Annotated in this window: 7 protein-coding genes; 6 read left to right on the forward strand and 1 reads right to left on the reverse strand. The window is 58.2% G+C overall.

Annotated features, from left to right (window positions below; translation table 11 throughout):
• From AC6FTP_RS10875 to AC6FTP_RS10895, 5 genes are all read left to right on the forward strand, one after another.
• A partial coding sequence (locus AC6FTP_RS10875; protein WP_497206941.1) for a sodium:solute symporter family transporter occupies window positions 1-1,208 on the forward strand: 1,208 nt, incomplete at its 5' end.
• 183 nt (window positions 1,209-1,391) lie between these two features.
• Window positions 1,392-2,705: a hypothetical protein gene (locus tag AC6FTP_RS10880; RefSeq protein WP_497206942.1), complete on the forward strand. Its 1,314-nt coding sequence runs from the start codon at window positions 1,392-1,394 to the stop codon at window positions 2,703-2,705.
• 334 nt (window positions 2,706-3,039) lie between these two features.
• Complete coding sequence (locus AC6FTP_RS10885; RefSeq protein WP_497206943.1) at window positions 3,040-5,049, forward strand: ATP-dependent helicase; 2,010 nt, start codon at window positions 3,040-3,042, stop codon at window positions 5,047-5,049.
• Between the two features lie 103 nt (window positions 5,050-5,152).
• On the forward strand, window positions 5,153-6,430 hold the full coding sequence (locus tag AC6FTP_RS10890) for an amidase (protein ID WP_497206944.1): 1,278 nt from the start codon (window positions 5,153-5,155) through the stop codon (window positions 6,428-6,430).
• Window positions 6,431-6,434: 4 nt separating this feature from the next.
• Window positions 6,435-7,187, forward strand: a complete 753-nt coding sequence (locus tag AC6FTP_RS10895) for a hypothetical protein (RefSeq protein ID WP_497206945.1) — start codon at window positions 6,435-6,437, stop codon at window positions 7,185-7,187.
• 1 nt (window position 7,188) lies between these two features.
• Here AC6FTP_RS10895 and asnB read toward each other — a convergent pair whose 3' ends face one another.
• A complete protein-coding gene (gene asnB / locus AC6FTP_RS10900) occupies window positions 7,189-9,177 on the reverse strand; it encodes an asparagine synthase (glutamine-hydrolyzing) (protein ID WP_497206946.1) in 1,989 nt (662 codons plus the stop codon).
• 216 nt (window positions 9,178-9,393) lie between these two features.
• On the opposite strand from asnB, the gene AC6FTP_RS10905 reads away from it, so the two are divergent.
• On the forward strand, window positions 9,394-17,109 hold the full coding sequence (locus AC6FTP_RS10905; protein WP_497206947.1) for an SDR family NAD(P)-dependent oxidoreductase: 7,716 nt from the start codon (window positions 9,394-9,396) through the stop codon (window positions 17,107-17,109).
• Window positions 17,110-17,302 lie beyond the last annotated feature (193 nt).

Below are 17,302 nucleotides of genomic sequence, written 5' to 3' on the forward strand. Positions count from 1 at the left end.
TCTGGATGATGCCAAAGTTCTACCAGTCGCGCTTCTACACCGCTTATCATTTTCTAGAGGAGCGTTTCTCGCTGTCGGTGCGGCTGCTGGCCTCAGGCTTGTTCATCTTTCGTGTCGCGCTCTGGCTTGCTGCGGCGACTTATGCTCCAGCGCTCGCTTTGGAAAAAGTCACCGGCCTGCCGTTGTGGATCACCATTCTCGCCTCCGGCACGCTGACCACGCTGTACACCGCACTCGGCGGCATGAAGGCCGTGATCTGGACGGACGTGATGCAGCTCGTAGTGCTCTTTGGCGGACAACTCCTCATCGTAATCGTGGCGCTAAGCAAGATCCCCGGCGGACTTGGCGGCGTCTGGGACACGGCACTTACGGATGGCCGCATGGACATCAGCTTCTCATTCAGCATCGCCGAGCGCGTGAACATCTACTCCATCCTGCTTGCCGGTGCTTTTCTGCACCTCGTGCAAATGGCCACCGATCAAGTCTCCGTGCAGCGCTACCTCAGCGCTGGCAGTTTAAAGGAGGCGCAGCGCTCGCTCTGGATCAAACTCTGGTTCGTGCTGCCCGTACTTGTTCTCTTCTACGGCACCGGCCTCGTGCTCTACGCCTTCTACAAGATTCATGGCGATCCACTCGCCGCTGGCTTGATCGCCAAAGAGGATCAGATCCTGCCCTACTTCGTCGTCACGCAGCTTCCCGCTGGACTTCCCGGTCTTCTCATCGCCGCGATCTATGCGGCGAGCATGTCCACCATCTCGGCAGGGCTCAACTCATTGGCATCCGCGACCGTCGTCGATTTCAAACAACGTCTCTCAAAGGCTCCCGTCGGCACCCAGGCGCAGCAGGTCGGCAACGCCCGCTGGATCACCGTCGGTTATGGCGTGCTCGTCATGGGGCTCGCCTTTGCTGTCTCGGCCATGCCGGGCAACCTCGTCGAATCCGTGAACACCGTCATCGGGCTGATCGGCGGACCGCTGCTCGGGCTGTTCTTCCTCGGCATGTTCACCCAGCGCGCCAGCACACGCGGCGCTCTCCTCGGCTGCCTCGCTGGCTTTGTCGGCCTGCTGAGCATCTATTTGTATCAAAATGGCTACTTCACTGCCGTGAAGCACGCGCCGGTCGTCTCCTTTATCTGGTTCAGCCTTTTCGGTTGCCTCATCACTATGGGTGTCGGCCTGCTCACGTCAAAGACAGCCTCTAAGATCTGACAGGCCGCTGGGCGCTCCTCGGAAAATCAAACACACCCTATTCAGAGGTGCTTTGTACAACAAAAAGAAAAACAGATCCCAAAAGATAAGTATTGTCTCTTTTGGTAATGTTAAAAAGAGGAATTGAATATGTGATAAAAAGCAAGTGCTGCACTCGGTTATAGTTGTAGCGTAAAACACCACATGACAGCACCCTTCAGTCACCACACGATTTTTAGATTCTCTTTGGCAGTAAATTTCACAGTTTTTGTGGCTCCTATATTCTTTTTTGCCGGGCTGTTTCTGCCGTTGCAGGCTCAAATATCAAATTTGGAAAATTTGCAGTTATTGCTTACGCAAAAAACGGAAAGTATGACTGGTTTTACGGTGAAAGATACTACTGGAGCGATCAATCCTAATGTGTTTTACGCCTCACCAGGTCTTTGGGGTAAACTTCGGTGTGCCTACATTTATCTCGAGGCGCCGAAGCAACTGATTAATAATTTTCCACTTCCAAATACACAGCCACGTTGGGCATTCCCTGAATCCTTGATTAATGATCTACCAGCATTATTCCAGAAATTGGGTCTCTCTGAGGCGGTCAGTAATGCTTTGCTTGAATCAAAAAATAAAGTTGTTACGGATGGCTTCATTTATTTATTTCCTTCTGGTGCCGATATCGAATCAATTAGCCAAGATGTAAAGTCTAATTTATATACTGAATTAGCGAAATATCCAATAAATGAGTATTATGAAAATCCGGTTTTGATTATAGGTCAATCGGTAAGTGATTGGTACAGGACGAGTAAGCTGCGTCAGGATTTGGTAAGTAAAATACAGCAGTTGTCATACAAAAGGGGTGAAACTACAGCGTTTAGTGATATTCCATATTTATTGAGTTTCGCTCAATCGGACAGTGAAGCGCGTTCAATCTTTAAAGCAATGACACGAACTCGTGGACTCATGGTAAAAATTGAGGCGAATCATGATACTAACGTTGATGAAGTTGTTAGCTACTGGACCCTTGGTATGGGCCTGCGGAGGAAAGACGTGGAGCCTCTATTGCAATCGATTATTGATACGGATGGGATTGAGGCATTGCCCCTCTCTCATATGCTACCCGCTCTCGTGCGAAAGTTGCTTTATACATACCCAAGCCTTGACATGGGAAGACAAGGTATACTTCCAGATTGCCATTGGACCTCTCTGAACTTTTTTAACTATGATCCTCATGAATATCTTTTAGATTCACGTTTGGCTACAAGCGCAGTTCTGGAAAAGTTCGCGCTTGTAGAGCCGCCTTATAAATATGGAGATATTTTATTCTTTCTTAATAAAGATAGTGGGGATGCCTACCATTCATGTGTGTATCTCGCCGACAACCTCGTGTTCACGAAGAATGGGCGCAACATACTCTCACCTTGGCTCATTATGAAACGTGAAGATGTGGAGAAAATTTATCTTTATCGAGGTGACGGGCGGATCCAAGGGTTTCGCAAGAAACCAAGCGAAGAATGAATCTTTATGCTGTTGCTTGGCCTGATCCGCGAAGCAAAAAGCACAGGCGGGAGCCACTGCGCAGTTGAGCCACCATGCACACTCGGGAATTGAAATCGGGGCGGGCTGGATTGGTATAGTTTATACGTCTGTGTTGATCTCTCAATGCGCGTCAAATTCAGGCCGCTTTTTGCCTTCGTGTATAATAATCTAGGCTATTCCTTCGCACAGCGTTCCAGCTTTAGCAGTTCGGGCTTCAGATCGTCGCCTCCTATTTGCCTGGGGGAGACTACGTCCCATTTGACGCACTAACGCTCCACGTCCCGCGTTATCCCCTCTCTCCAAGTCTCTCCCAATGGCCCGCGAATACACGCTGCACAGCTCCGCCCACACTGGCCCGCGCATCAATTACAAAGCCGAGCTCAACGAGCAGCAGCACGCCGCCGTCACAGCGCCCCCGGGACAGACCCTCGTCATCGCCGGTGCTGGCTCGGGCAAGACACGCACCCTCACCTACCGTGTCGCCTGGCTTCTGGACAATGGCGTCCCGCCCGAGCAGATCCTGCTGCTCACCTTCACGAACAAAGCCGCGCGTGAGATGCTGGAGCGCGTCACCATGCTCGTCCCGGTGGATACGAAGCGGCTCTGGAGCGGCACCTTCCACAGCATCGGGAACAAATTCCTCCGCTGGAACTCTGAGCGCCTCGGCTACCGCAAAGGCTTCTCCATCATGGATCGCGAGGATCAAAAAGACCTCCTTGAAACCGTCGTCACGGGCAGCGGCATCGACACCGAAGGCATCCGCTTCCCCAAGGCTGAAGTCCTCGGCGACATCTTCTCCATGGCGGACAACACTTGCGAGTCCATCGAGGACATCGTCTCCACCCGCTACCCCTACTTCGACCACATCATCCCCGACATCATCACCCTGCGGAAGCTTTACCAAAAGAAAAAGGTCGAGACCAACTGCATGGACTTCGACGACCTCCTCACCCAGTGCGTCCGCCTCCTTAAAGACAACCCCGACCTCCGGGAGCGCTACCAGCAGCAGTTCGAGTTTGTGCTGGTGGACGAGTACCAGGACACCAACCGCCTCCAGTGCGAATTCATTGAGATGATCACCGGCAAGGATGGCAACCTCATGGTCGTGGGAGATGACGCCCAGTCCATCTACTCCTGGCGCGGTGCGGATGTGACAAACATCCTCAACTTCCACGAGCAGTGGCCCCGAGCCCGGGTCTTCAAGATCGAGGTGAACTACCGCAGCGTCCCCGAGGTGCTGGAACTCGCCAATGCCAGCATCGCGAACAACCGCGCGCAGATCCGCAAAAACCTCCAGCCAGCCAGGGAAGGGAAGGGGACACTGCCCGCGCTCGTGCCGCTGGACAGTGGAAGCGCCCAGGCATCGTTTGTTTGCCAGCGCATTCTGGAGCAGCAGGATGAAGGCATCGAGCTGAACGAAATCGCCATCCTCTACCGCGCCCACTTTCACAGCATGGAGCTGCAAATGGAACTCACCAGCCGCGGCATCCCCTTCAAGATCACCAGCGGCCTCCGCTTCTTTGAGCAGGCGCATGTGAAGGACGTGGCCTGCTTCATCAAGTTCGCCATCAACCGGCGGGATGAAGTCAGCTTCATGCGCATGGTGAAGCTCATCCCCGGCATCGGCGGAGCCAGCGCGAACAAAGTGTGGAACGAGTGGCTGAAAACGGAGGCCGCCAATGCCGAAGTCATGCCCGGCAAATTCAGCGACCTCTTCATCCCCATGACCGTGCCGAAGAAGGCGCGGGAGACCTGGGATCAGTTCGCCTACACGTTGGATGAACTCATCGTCGATGGCAAACCCGCGACGCCGCCCGAGATGATCCGCAGCATCTATGACGGCGTCTATGAGGACTACATGCGGGCCAAGTTCAAGAATGCCGAGCAGCGCCAGCAGGACCTCGAACAGCTCAGCAACTACTCCAGCCGCTTCACTGATCCGCTGGAGTTCCTCAGCAATCTCAGCCTGCTTAGTGGTGTCGATACCGACAACAAACCCGACCAGCAGGAAGAGCGCGACGCCGTTACCCTCACCACCGCGCATCAGGCGAAGGGGCTCGAATGGCACACCGTTTTCGCCATCTGGATGGCCGACGGCATGTTCCCTCATGCACGCGCCGTCGAGGAAAGCGACCTCGGCCTCGAAGAAGAACGCCGCCTCTTCTACGTCACCGTCACCCGCGCGAAGGATGAACTGTATCTCACCTATCCTCTCATCAATCATCAGGCCCGTGATGGCGACATCCTCATGAAGCCCAGCCGCTTCATTACCGAGCTTTCCACCGACCTCATGGAGAAGTGGAATGTGCGCAGCGGGTGGTAGCTTCGTCACAACCAAATCGTTTCAATGGAGTATTCACCCCATTGTTGTTCGGAGCTAAGGCATCATGTTGGCTGCTATGATAAAGAACAAATGTCTCCGCAACATGGCTCAATCGGGTTTATTTCTGGGTGTGCTGTTGCTGCTGATCTTTGCCAATGGCTGCGATTCTACGCAGCAACGGAATATCAGGCGCTCGCGTGAACACGCGTTCATCTCATATTGGCCACCGCCTGTTGGCAGCACCGCCCTGCGGCTTGCGATCAAAGACAACATCAACATGAAGGGTCGGGTCACCTCAGCAGGATCAGAGTATGTGGCGAAGAATAGCGCGCCATCAGCACGCGATGCCCCATGTCTGGCTCTCGCCCGGCAGGGGAACGTCCGGATCGTGGGCAAAACGAATCTTACCGAGTTTGCGATCACGGTCTCTGGCAAGAACAGCTTCTTTGGTACGCCGAAAAGCCGCTTGGATGGCCGGAACGAAGTCATACCTGGTGGCTCATCGAGTGGCTCGGCGATGTCGGTGGCCACGGACATGGCGGATGTGGCCTTCGGCACGGACACCGGCGGTTCGATCCGTGTGCCGGCGGCCTGCTGCGGAGTTTACGGCTTGAAGACGACCTTTGGCCTCGTTTCGACCCAGGGCGTTTTTCCCATCTCACCCAAGCATCTGGATACCGTCGGGCCATTAGCCCGAAACGTGGATCATTTGGTGCAGGGCATGGATTTGCTGGAGCGAGGTTTTGCGTCGCGCTACAGGGAAGTCGTCGCAGACAAACCTCTGGCAAGGCACATCACCATCGGGCGACTTTATCTCGATGGCACTGACCCCGAGATCGACCGCGTTCTCGATGCGGCTCTCGCCGCCCAGCACTTCAAGGTCATCAAGCTCAACAAGAGCTTCCAGGCCAAGTGGAAACAGGCGGAGAAAGACGGCAAGGTGGTGGCGCTTGCAGACACTTGGCAGAACGATCAAAAGTATGCCAATCTGAAGGGCGTGAGTCTTTTGACAAAGCTCGTGATCATGTCGGGCGAGCTCGACTATAAAGGCAACTACAAGGCTGCGCTGAAGCGAAAGGCCGCATGGCAGCACGACCTCCGCCAGATTTTCAAGCAGGTGGATTTCATCGCCGTGCCGACGCTGCAAGGCCTGCCGCCAAAGATGCCTTTCTGGGGTTCAGACGCTGTGTTTGAATGGCGCGTGTTTGACATGCAAAACACCGTGGGTGTGAATTTCGCCGGCAATCCTGCGCTGGCGTTGCCTATCAAAATGCCAGCTAGAGGCAAAACCGTTCCCGTGACCAGCTTGCAACTCGTCGGCCCCCGGCTCAGCGAGGCTGAACTCTTGAACGCGGGCCGCTTGATGGAAACCAAATCCTAACCTCATGCGCCTTTCACTGATCATCGCAGCTTTGCTGCTCACCTGCACGGCAATCCACGCTCAAACCGCGAATGACCTCATGGGGCTTGGCGATGGTTTTGACCGCACCTTCCAGGCAGCCAAGGCACTGCAACACTACATCCCGGCCGAAAAACTGGAGCCACAGAACGTGCCGCTGCTGCTGCGCATCGCGCGGCAGTATCGCCATCTGATGACCGACACCACGTCGAGCACGGAGAAGCTCCGGCTCGGCGGTCTGGCACTCGGCTATGGCAAGCGGGCTGCGGCGCTTGCGCCGAATGATTCGGAAGCGCAGCTCTGTCCCGCCATCACTTATGGTAAGATGCTGCCGCACCAAGGTAGCAAGGAGCAGGTGGAAGCCTCGCCGCGCATCAAAGCGGGTGCCGACAAGGCGATCCGACTCGATCCGCGCAACGACGTGGCTTGGCATGTGCTTGGCCGCTGGCATAAGGCACTGGCCAACGTCGGCGGCGTCAAGCGAGCGCTGGGCGGACTCATCTACGGCAAGCTGCCCACAACCACGAACGAAGCCGCCGTGGCTTGCTTCGACAAAGCCATCGCCATCAATCCCACACGTCTGCGTCACTACATCGAGCTGGGCCGGACCTATGCGCAGATGGGAAAAAATGCCGAGGCGCGGCTGTTCATCCAGAAGGGCATGTCAATGCCCAACATGGAACACGATGACCCTGAGTTGAAGCAACGCGGCCGCGATGCCTTGGCGAAGCTGCCGTGATTCACTCGGCAAAGAACGCCGATGGCACATCCCACTTTGCGGGCACCGAAGTCGGCAAATCAGCCAGCGAGCCATCAATGAACGTGTGATGCCAAAGCTGCGTGGCAACGACAGCCGCGAGGCCCATCTCCACCGAAAGGCGCGGCAGTGAGCCGACTCTCAACTCACGAAACGCCTTCCGCCAATGCCGCACCTGGGCGACATCGAAGTAACCAGTGCGGCGTAACGATTCCTCGCTGAGCAGTTCGCTGACAAACTTTGGCTCGGGATCGATGTGGAAGCTGTCCAGCGGAGCGCGGAAGATGACCTTCTGGCGCCGTGCGATCTCTTTGGGCAGCCAGCGCTCGGCGACGAGGCGCAGCAGATGCTTGTCGCGGAAACCGTTCAGCTTCCACTGCGGATGCAGCTTGGCGGTGAAGTCAAAGACATCTTCATCGAGAAACGGATAGCGCACCTCCACCGAGGAGTGCATCGCCACTCGGTCTCCCTTCGCTTGCAGCAAATGTCCGGCGAGCGTGACTCGCGCACCGACCCAGAGACTGCGGTTCAGCGGACTCCAGTGCTTGGCGCGATCCAGATTCATTCCGAGATCCTCCCAAGGTCGTGCCTCAGCCAACACCTCGCGCATCGGCTCGCCGTAGAAGCGCAGCTTCGAGAGCGCCAGCACGCCGTAGCTGTCGATCCAAGCATTCGGGCCACCAACAGCGTCTTCCCACATTTTCCGGCTCGTGGCAGGATAATGCGGCACCTTGTTCAGCCGCAGAAACGCACGCCGCGCCATGTCACTCAAGCGCAGGCCCGGAATGACATCCATCGCACCGAAGATCTTCGCGATCTTGTACCATGGATAACCCGCCAGCCACTCGTCAGCGCCTTCGCCTGTGAGCACCACTTTTTGGCCGTTGGAATGAACCCGACGTGCCAGCATGAGCAGCGCCGCGCAGGAGGTGTCGATCACCGGTGCCTCGGCGGCTTGGATGAGTTGCGGATACATGTCCAGCGCATCGCTGGCTCGAAACTCCTGAACGATGGGAGCCTTCGTGCCGATGTGCTTGGCCGTGTTATTCGCCGCGCTGAGTTCATCGAGCTTCGGATCGTCCACGCGGATCGTATAGGTGTTGATGGCGGTGCCTTTAAGCTTGCAGGCCATCGCCACGATCATGCTGGAGTCCAGTCCGCCCGAGAGATAAGCCCCCACCGGCACATCAGCTCGCAGCCGTTTATCCACTGCCTTTAGCAAGACATCTTCAAGCTCATCCACCAACTTACGCGGATCAGCATGAGGGTCTTCATCGCCGTGATTTGGGAAATCCATCGTCCAGTAGGCGCGCTCCTTGATCGGCTCCGCATCCCCCGGCGTGATCTGCAAATAATGCCCCGCAGGCAGAAGCCGGATGCCTTCAAAACACGTCACCGGCCCCGGCATCGCGCCAAAGGTGAAGATGTGATCCAGCCCACGCAGATCGGCCTTTGCTGTCACCAGGCCCGAGGCCAGCAGTCCTTTGATCTCGGAGGCAAACAGCAGCCAGTCGCCTTGCAGCGTCCAATAAAGCGGCGAGATGCCGAAGCGATCGCGCCCCAGCGTGAGCTGATGCCGATGCACATCATACAAAGCGACGGCGAACTGACCACGCATCCGCTCAAACATGCCCTCGCGGCTCTCCTCCCACAGATGCGGGATGATCTCCGTGTCGCAGTGCGTGTGCAGATGATGCCCGCGCCCCACCAGCTCCGCGCGCTTCTCGGGAAAGTCGAAGAACTCGCCATTATAGACGGTGAACGCACTCTCGTCCTCATTGCACATCGGCTGCTGCCCATCAGCCAAACCAACAACGCTCAGCCGTCGAGAAGCCAGCGCCACACCAGGCCGATGCAGAAAGCCCTCCTCGTCCGGCCCTCGATGAATCAGCGCCCGCGCCATACGTTCGACCACACCTTCGGACACCGTTCGCCTACCGGCCAGGTCCATCACACCAGCAATGCCACACATAGGCGTCTGCTATCGTCTGCTTGAGTGGTCAGAGGCAATGCCTATCTGCCCAGGTAGGGTTAGACCCCATCTCCGCCGCATGACATGCCAAGGTAGGGTTTCACCCCATGGCATATGAACAGCAGGTCAGGTAGTGAGGGAACCCACACCTGATTCTGATTGAACGGTGGAGGCGGCTTCATGCAGCGGGGCCGTGAACTCTTTCCCTTATTGAACATGCCCACACTCGCCCATCCTGCTTCGACGCCCTCGCCTGCAACGCCAAACAAGGAGGGCATCGCGATCATTGGCATCGGCTGCCGTTTCCCTGGTGGGGTGAATGATGCGGAGTCGTTCTGGAAGCTGCTGGAAGAAGGCCGCGAGGCTGTGGGTGATGTGCCTGCGGATCGCTGGAATGTGGAGCGCTTCTACGATGCGGAGCCGGGCATCGTCGGCAAGACCATCGCGAAACGTGGTGGCTTCATTGAAGGCATTGACCAATTTGACCCCCAGTTCTTCGGCATCTCGCCACGTGAGGCACCTTACATTGATCCGCAGCAGCGTCTGCTGCTCGAAACAGCGTATGAAGCCATCGAAGACGCAGGCGTTGTGCTCGATCTCGACAAGGGCACGGACATCGGTGTCTTCGTCGGCATCTCGCACAATGACTACCAGGGCCTGCAACACACGCCCACAGATCGCGCGGGCATCAGCGCGCACACGCCCACCGGCAGCGCGCACAGCATCGCGGCAAATCGCATCTCCTATTGCCTAAACCTCACCGGCCCAAGCATCGCGATGGACACCGCCTGTTCCTCCGCGCTGACCGCCGTGCATGTGGCCTGCGAGCATATCCTGGCCGGACATTGCAAAACAGCGATGGCCGGAGGTGTGACTGTGATGATCACGCCGGATGGCTTCATCGGCTTTTCGCAAGCCGGGATGCTGTCCCCCGAAGGCAAATGCAAGGCCTTCGATGCCTCCGCTAATGGCTTCGTGCGCGGCGAAGGCGCAGGCATGGTACTCCTGAAAAAACTCTCGGAAGCCATCGCCGATGGCGATCCAATTCATGCAGTGATCATCGGCTCCGCGGTGAACTCGGATGGCCACACGAATGGCATCTCGCTGCCAAGTCCTGAAGCCCAGGCGCGGCTCGTGCGCGATGCATGCGTGATCGCTGGCGTCAAACCTTCCCAAATCGGCTACGTCGAAGCTCATGGCACCGGAACAGCCGTGGGAGATCCCATCGAAGCTCACGCGCTCGCCGAGGCATTGTGCGCCGACCGCACAGATGACAATCCACTCGTCATTGGTTCGGTGAAAACGAATCTTGGCCACTTGGAAACCGCCTCTGGAGTAGCAGGTCTGGTCAAAGCCGCTCTCGTGCTCAAACACGGACGCATTCCGGCGAGTCTCCACTTTGACACGCCCAATCCGCACATCGACTTTACCGCGCTGAAGTTACGCATGCCGGTGGCGAACGAAGCTTTTCCTGGAAACGGTGCCACGCGCCATGCTGGCATCAATTCCTTCGGCTTTGGCGGCTCCAACGCGCATGTGATCCTCTCGGAAGCTCCGAAACAGGCACCACGAGCTCATGTAAGTCCTGATACAAGCCGCGCGTGGCCTTTGACGCTCTCCGCTCGTTCCGAAGAGGCGCTGCGCGTTTCGGCCTGGCAGTTGAGCGTGTGGTTGGATGATCATTCGAAGCTGAATGGCAGTTCGCCGCTGTTGCCGGACCTCACTTACATGCTCGGCGCACGGCGCAATCATCACTCGCATCGCCTCGCGCTCACCGCCCGCACGATTGGCGAGATGGTGCAGGAACTCAGCGCCTTCTCGACCGGACAACCCGGTCCGCGCATGCGCACCGCCTTCACGCCGCGCCCCGAACAAGCTGCGCGTGTGGTCTTCGTCATGAGTGGTCAAGGCCCGCGATGGCAAGGCATGGGCCGCGAACTCATGCAGTATGAACCGGTCTTCAAACGCATGATCGAGGCCTGCGACAAGGCCATGCGGCCATGGGCCAAATTCTCACTGATGGACGAACTCAATCGTCCCGAAGCTGAGACAAAAATGCAGCGCACCGAGATCTCGCAGCCTGCGATTTTCGCGATGCAGATGGCACTCGCAGTTCTTTGGCAGTCATGGGGCATTCAGCCTGCGGCTGTCGTCGGACACAGTGTGGGTGAAGTCGCCGCCGCATGCGTGGCAGGCATCCTCACGCTCGATCAAGCTGCGAAGATTATCGTGCTGCGCGGACGCTTCATGGACGAGTGTGCTGCCGCTGGTGGCACCATGCTCGCTGTCGGCATGAGTCCCGATGAAGCTCGCGCCGTGATTGCCAAACATGACCGTACGGTGAGCATCGCTGCCTTCAATGGACCTCGCTCACTCACGCTGTCGGGCTTGAAGACCTCACTGGAAGTCATCGCTGCCGAACTGGAATCGAAGGGTGTCTTCGCCCGTTTCCTGCAAGTCAGCCATCCCTTCCATCACGTGATGATGCAGCCCGCTGCCGATGCCTTAAAGACAGCGCTGGCTGATCTCACGCCAACGCCTGAGACGCTTCCCTTCTTCAGCACGGTCACAGGTCAGCGTCTCGATGGCGCATCATGCGATGCGGGCCACTGGTCACGCGGTGTGCGGCAGCCGGTGGAGTTTGCGCCAGCGATTGCGGCGCTGGCCGAGTTCGGTGTCGATGCCTGGCTCGAAATCGGTGCGCATCCAGCGCTGGTGCGTTCCATTCAGGAATGCCTCGCCGAGAGCGGCGGCAAAAATGCTGTGCTGGCTTCAGCGCGTCGTGAACGCGAGCATGAATCCTTGCTCGAAACCGCGATGGATCTGCATCTCGCTGGTGTCGTGCTCGACTTCAAGGCGCTCACGCCATCGCGTCGTCTTTTGACGCTGCCGACTTACTCATGGGACAAAGCGCGCTGGTGGAATGAATCCGCCGACATGCGTGAAGGTCGTCTCGCTCCTGGTGGTCGAGGTTTGCTCGATGTCCGGCTCGCTCGCGCCACGCCGACGTGGATCACACGTCTCGACAATCGCCACATGGCCTTCTTGAAGGATCATCGCGTCGAAAACCTCATCATCTTCCCCGCCGCAGGCTTCGTCGAAATGGTCCTCGAAGCCGGTGTGCAATTGTTCGAGGGCAAAGCCTTCGTCATCGAAGACTTCGAGATTCGCAAGCCGCTCATCCTGCCTGATCCGCCGTCCGGCCTACTGCTGGAGCTGACGTATGATCTCGCCGAGCGCACGTTCTCCATCCAGAGCAAATTTGAAAACGGAGCCTCATGGTCCACGCATGTCGTCGGCTCCATGCGCGGCGAGCGCACCGAGTCCTCCTTCGTCTCGTCGGCTTGGGAGACTTCCACTTTACCAAACGTCGGCCTCGACACCTTCTACGGCCACATGGCCGACATGGGCCTGCGCTATGGCGAGGAGTTCCGCCCCATCCGCGAGCTTTCCGCAGGCGCTGGCAAGTCGTCAGGTCGTGTTTCGTTGGGCCAAACGATTGCACAACGTGCGGCTGAGTATCCGCTGCATCCCGTGCTCTTTGACGGCGCGTTACAAATCTTCTCCGCCGGTGCCGCGACGATTGAAGGCCGTACCGCCGGGCTGCGATTGCCCGTGCGCTTTGCCCGCATCTTGTTCCTACGTTCGCCCGGAGCCTCAAGCCTCGTGCGTGCCGGTGTGAAGCAGGCTAACGATGAGTTTGTCGAAGGCGGCATCGAACTCTTTGACGAATCCGGCAAGCCCTGCGTGCGCATCGACGGCTTCCGCGCCATCAGCGTGGAAGGAGCCAAGCGCACCGGCAAAACCGGCAAAGGCCGCGATGTGACTTACCATGTGGCCTGGGAAAAGCGTCCTACGAGTCCTCGCGCGGCATCACCTGCCCCCGTGGCTTTGAGCCGTCTGCATGAGGTCGCCCAGCTCGCGCTGGATGAAGTGCTCGACATGCGCGGACGTAACAATCTGGATGCCGCGAGCGCCGCAGGTGACAAACTCACTGCTGCGCAAGTCGCGAGCGGCCTAAGAGATATGGGAGCGGGCTGCACCGAAGATGAAATCTTCGCCGCTGAGTCACTTAGCGTGGCGGAGTCCATGCATCGCTCATTCGAGCAACTCGCGGACAATTTGGTATCATTGAATCTGCTCACGAAGGAGCAAGGTGGCTATCAAACAACGCCTGAGTTCACGGAAGCGGCTGACAGCGCGTCTCAACTGCTCAGTGAGAGCCTCGGCAAGTATCCAGGCCATCTGCCAGAGGCCTTGCTCTGCGGTGCTACCTGCGCGGAACTCGGTCCCATCATGCGTGGCGAAAAGGAGGCCGTGCAGGTCTTGTTCACCAGCGGCGGCGCTGACTTGCTCGATCAATTTTATGGCGACGGCCTCGTTACGAGTCCCTGGCTCGCCGCCATCGGCAGCGCGGTGGCGGAGGCTGCGCGTCAGCTTCCTGAAGGACGCGGACTGCGCATTCTGGAGATCGGCGCAGGCACTGGCGGCCTAGCCTCACAGGTGCTGCCGCTCATCGAGCGCGGCGTCCATTCGTATGTGTTCAGCGATGTCTCCGCCGCCTTCTTCCCCGCTGCGCGTCAAAAGCTGGCCGCTTATCCCGAAGTCGAGTTCCACACCTTCGATCTCGAAAAGCCCGGCAACGAGCAGGAGTTCGATCTCGGCTCCTTCGACATCATTCTCGGCACCAACGTCATCCATGCCGTGAGCGATGTGCGTGTCGCACTGCGCCACATCAACGATTTGCTCGCCCCTGGCGGCAGCTTGTTGTTTGTCGATGTCGCCACACCGCATTTGTGGTTGAACGCCGTCTTCGGTCTCACCAGCGGCTGGTGGCGCTTTACGGATCGAGATCTGCGTCCGCATCATCCGCTGCTGGAACGCGAGCAATGGCAAAAGGTGCTCAGCGAAACGGGATTTAGCGAAACCGCGTCACTCTCCGGCCTGATCCGCTCCCAAGGCGGTGAAAGCCTCATCGGCCTTATGGCCCGCAAGCCATGGAGCGAACCAATCGCAACTGCGCCAGACATTGTCGAAGCGCCTGCCGAGAAATCCTGGCTCATCTTTGCCGATTCATCCGGTCTTGGCGAAAACCTCGTTACGCAGCTCCGCCTTAGTGGTGTACGCTGCCGCATCGCGCATCGCGGCACTGCCTTTGAGTCTGAAGGATCCGACGCATTCACCCTGCGAGCCGAAGCGCCCGAAGATTGGAAGCAACTGCTGCAATCCTGCGCCGATGAAGCCCCTGAGCGCTTTGTCTTCCTGTGGAGTCTCGATGAGTCCGATCCGGGCGAAGCCATGCTCGGCACCGATGCCTTGTTCCATCTGACACAGGCCATCGAAATCATCAGCCCTGCGGCCAAGCTGCATTTAGATGTCATCACACGCGCTGCTCAAGCCGTCGGTCGTGACAATGTCATCTCCCTTGCTCAAAGCCCCTCCATCGGCCTGATGCGCGTGATCGCCAATGAACACAACAACTTCACCTGCCGCAGCATTGATCTGCCGTCCGATGTTGAGACCACGGACAATACGCTGATTTGGAACGAACTGCTGCAACTAGACACCGAACGTGAGATCGCCTTCCGCGGCGAAGCTCGTTATGCCCGCCGCATCACTCGTGGTTTGGAGCCGAGAGAGCAGATCTTGGATCGCAACGTGCCGCTCCGGCTCGAATCTCGCGAGCGTGGTTTACTCGATGCACTTCGCTTGGTGCCATTCGCGCTGCCGCCCTGTGGCGCAGGCGAGGTGGTGATCGATGTGAAAGCCTCTGGCATGAACTTCCGCGATGTGCTCAAGGCGCTGGCGCTTTATCCCGCTGAGACAGCCGATGCGCGCATCTTTGGCGATGAAGTGGCTGGTGTTGTTAAAGCTGTCGGCGCTGGTGTCACGCATGTGAAGGCCGGTGACCGCGTGTTTGGCCTCGCTGTTTTCGGTCTCGCCACCGACTCGATGGCGCGTGCTGGTGATGTACGCATCATCCCCGATGGCCTGTCCTTTGAAGAAGCGGCAACGCTGCCCGTGGTCTTTATGACCTCCTGGCATGCGCTGAAAACCGTGGCGCAGTTGCAGACGGGCGAGCGCGTGCTCGTTCATGCAGGGGCAGGCGGCGTGGGCATGGCGGCGATCCAAATCGCGCATCATCTCGGCGCGGAAGTCATCGCTAGTGCCGGTAGCGCGGCCAAGCGCTCGCTGCTCACCGTCCTCGGTGTGAAGCACGTCATTGATTCGCGGCGTGCTGACTTTGCGGAAGCCGTGATGGAACTCACCGATGGCAAAGGCGTGGATGTGGTGCTGAACGCGCTCGCCGCCGAGGCCATCCCGATGGGCCTCTCCTGCCTCGCGCAGTTCGGTCGTTTCATCGAGATCGGCAAACGCGACATCTATCAAAACAGCCGCATCCCGCTCTGGCCGTTGCGGAAGAACGCCTCGTTCCATGTCGTCGCGATGGATGCGATCTTCAGTGGCGATGAAAAGCGCACGCGCCAGATCTTGGGAACCATCGCCGAGTTGGTCGAACAAAAGGAGCTGCAACCACTGCCCTTCCGCTCGTTCCCAGCCTGTCGCATCGACTCCGCCTTCCGCCTGATGGCGCAAGGCAAACACACCGGCAAAGTCATCGTGTCCTTCCCCGAGCCTTTCGTCGCGAGACGCGGCGAACCGCTGGTTCCAACCTTTGAAGTGAAGCCGGACGGCGCTTATCTGATCACAGGTGCCTTTGGCGGCTTTGGCAAAGTCATGGCTGAATGGCTGTCCGACTGCGGTGCAAAACATCTTGTGCTCACCAGCCGCAGCGGGGCTTCCACACCCGCAGCCACAGCCTTCGTGACCAAGTTGCGTGCTCGCGGCGTCGATGTGCAGGTTTTCAAGGCGGATGCTGGATCAGCAGAAGATGTGAAACGCGTGCTCGCTGGCATTTCAGCGGCAGGGCATCCTTTGAAGGGCGTGTTTCATCTCGCCATGGTTATCGACGATGCGCCCATGGCAGCGCTCACGCGTGATCGCATGATCAAGGTGATCGCGCCGAAAGCACATGGCGCTTGGTTGCTGCATGAAGGCACGTTGGGCATGGACTTGGACTGCTTTGTGATGTTCTCCTCTCTTGCGAGTGTCTTTGGCAACTCCGCGCAGGCCAACTATGCCGCCGCGAATGCCTTCCTCGATGCGCTCGCGCATCATCGTCAAGCCATCGGCCTACCTGCGCTCGCGATCAACTGGGGCGCGCTCGGTGGCGAAGGCTATGTGGCCCGCAATGAGCGCGTGGCCGAATATCTGGCCCTTCACGGCACCACGCCGCTGTCGCCCGGCGAAGTCGTCGTGCTGGTCGAGTCCTTCCTCAATGCGGGTGCCACGCAAGCTCTGGCGATGCGTGTGGACTGGTCGAAGTGGCGCCAATCCTATCGTGGCGGCCAGGAGAGCCCGCTGCTGGAGCGCATCTACGCCGCTGGTGTCGATGCCCCCGAATCAAGCGGCACGAAAAGCGACTGGCGGCTCAAGATCGAGTCCGCCGCCCCTGCGGATCGCACCGAAGTCATCGGCCAGGCCGTGCGCGATGTCGTTGGCTCCGTCCTGCGGGTGAAACCCGAAGGACTGCGCTTTGACCAGCCTCTAACCGATCTCGGCCTCGATTCCCTCATGGCCGTCGAGATTGAAAACTCCATCGAAAGCTCCATCGGCGTTGCCTTGCCACCTGCGAGCTTGATGAAAGCCCGCACCATCGGCCAGATCGCGAGCTTGATCGCCGAACACATGGGCGCTTCCAAAGGTGCCTCGCCGACTCTCGCCGTGATCGTTGCGGAACCCGCAGCGGCTGAAGACGTGGATCTCGATGCGCTTTCCGATGACGATCTGGATCAGTTGCTTGGCGCCGACACCACCGTGAACCGCCCCATTCATGCCGAGGAGGCTGCCCTGCTGGAGGTGCGTGTTTGACCTCGTGAGGATGGCTCCCAATCATATGCATGGCGTGAATGGCACACAGTTAAGGCCTATGATCGTTGTTTTGAGGTGATTTCGTGGTGTGAAAAGCCATTTATGTGAGCTAATCATGGCTTGGTGGGCTGCGAAAGGACGGGCGATGGGTTCAAACCTCATGGCATTTGCAACCTGCTTTCTGCCCCACTTG

The organism is Prosthecobacter sp. (genome assembly GCF_044378005.1).
Lineage (GTDB): Bacteria > Verrucomicrobiota > Verrucomicrobiia > Verrucomicrobiales > Verrucomicrobiaceae > Prosthecobacter.

Bases quoted from the DNA above. Each gene is read 5' to 3' on its own strand.
- AC6FTP_RS10905 (WP_497206947.1), top strand. From the start codon at position 9,394: ATGCCCACACTCGCCCATCCTGCTTCGACGCCCTCGCCTGCAACGCCA.
- AC6FTP_RS10880 (WP_497206942.1), top strand. From the start codon at position 1,392: ATGACAGCACCCTTCAGTCACCACACGATTTTTAGATTCTCTTTGGCA.
- AC6FTP_RS10885 (WP_497206943.1), top strand. From the start codon at position 3,040: ATGGCCCGCGAATACACGCTGCACAGCTCCGCCCACACTGGCCCGCGC.
- AC6FTP_RS10895 (WP_497206945.1), top strand. From the start codon at position 6,435: ATGCGCCTTTCACTGATCATCGCAGCTTTGCTGCTCACCTGCACGGCA.
- AC6FTP_RS10890 (WP_497206944.1), top strand. From the start codon at position 5,153: ATGGCTCAATCGGGTTTATTTCTGGGTGTGCTGTTGCTGCTGATCTTT.
- asnB (WP_497206946.1), bottom strand. From the start codon at position 9,177: ATGTGTGGCATTGCTGGTGTGATGGACCTGGCCGGTAGGCGAACGGTG.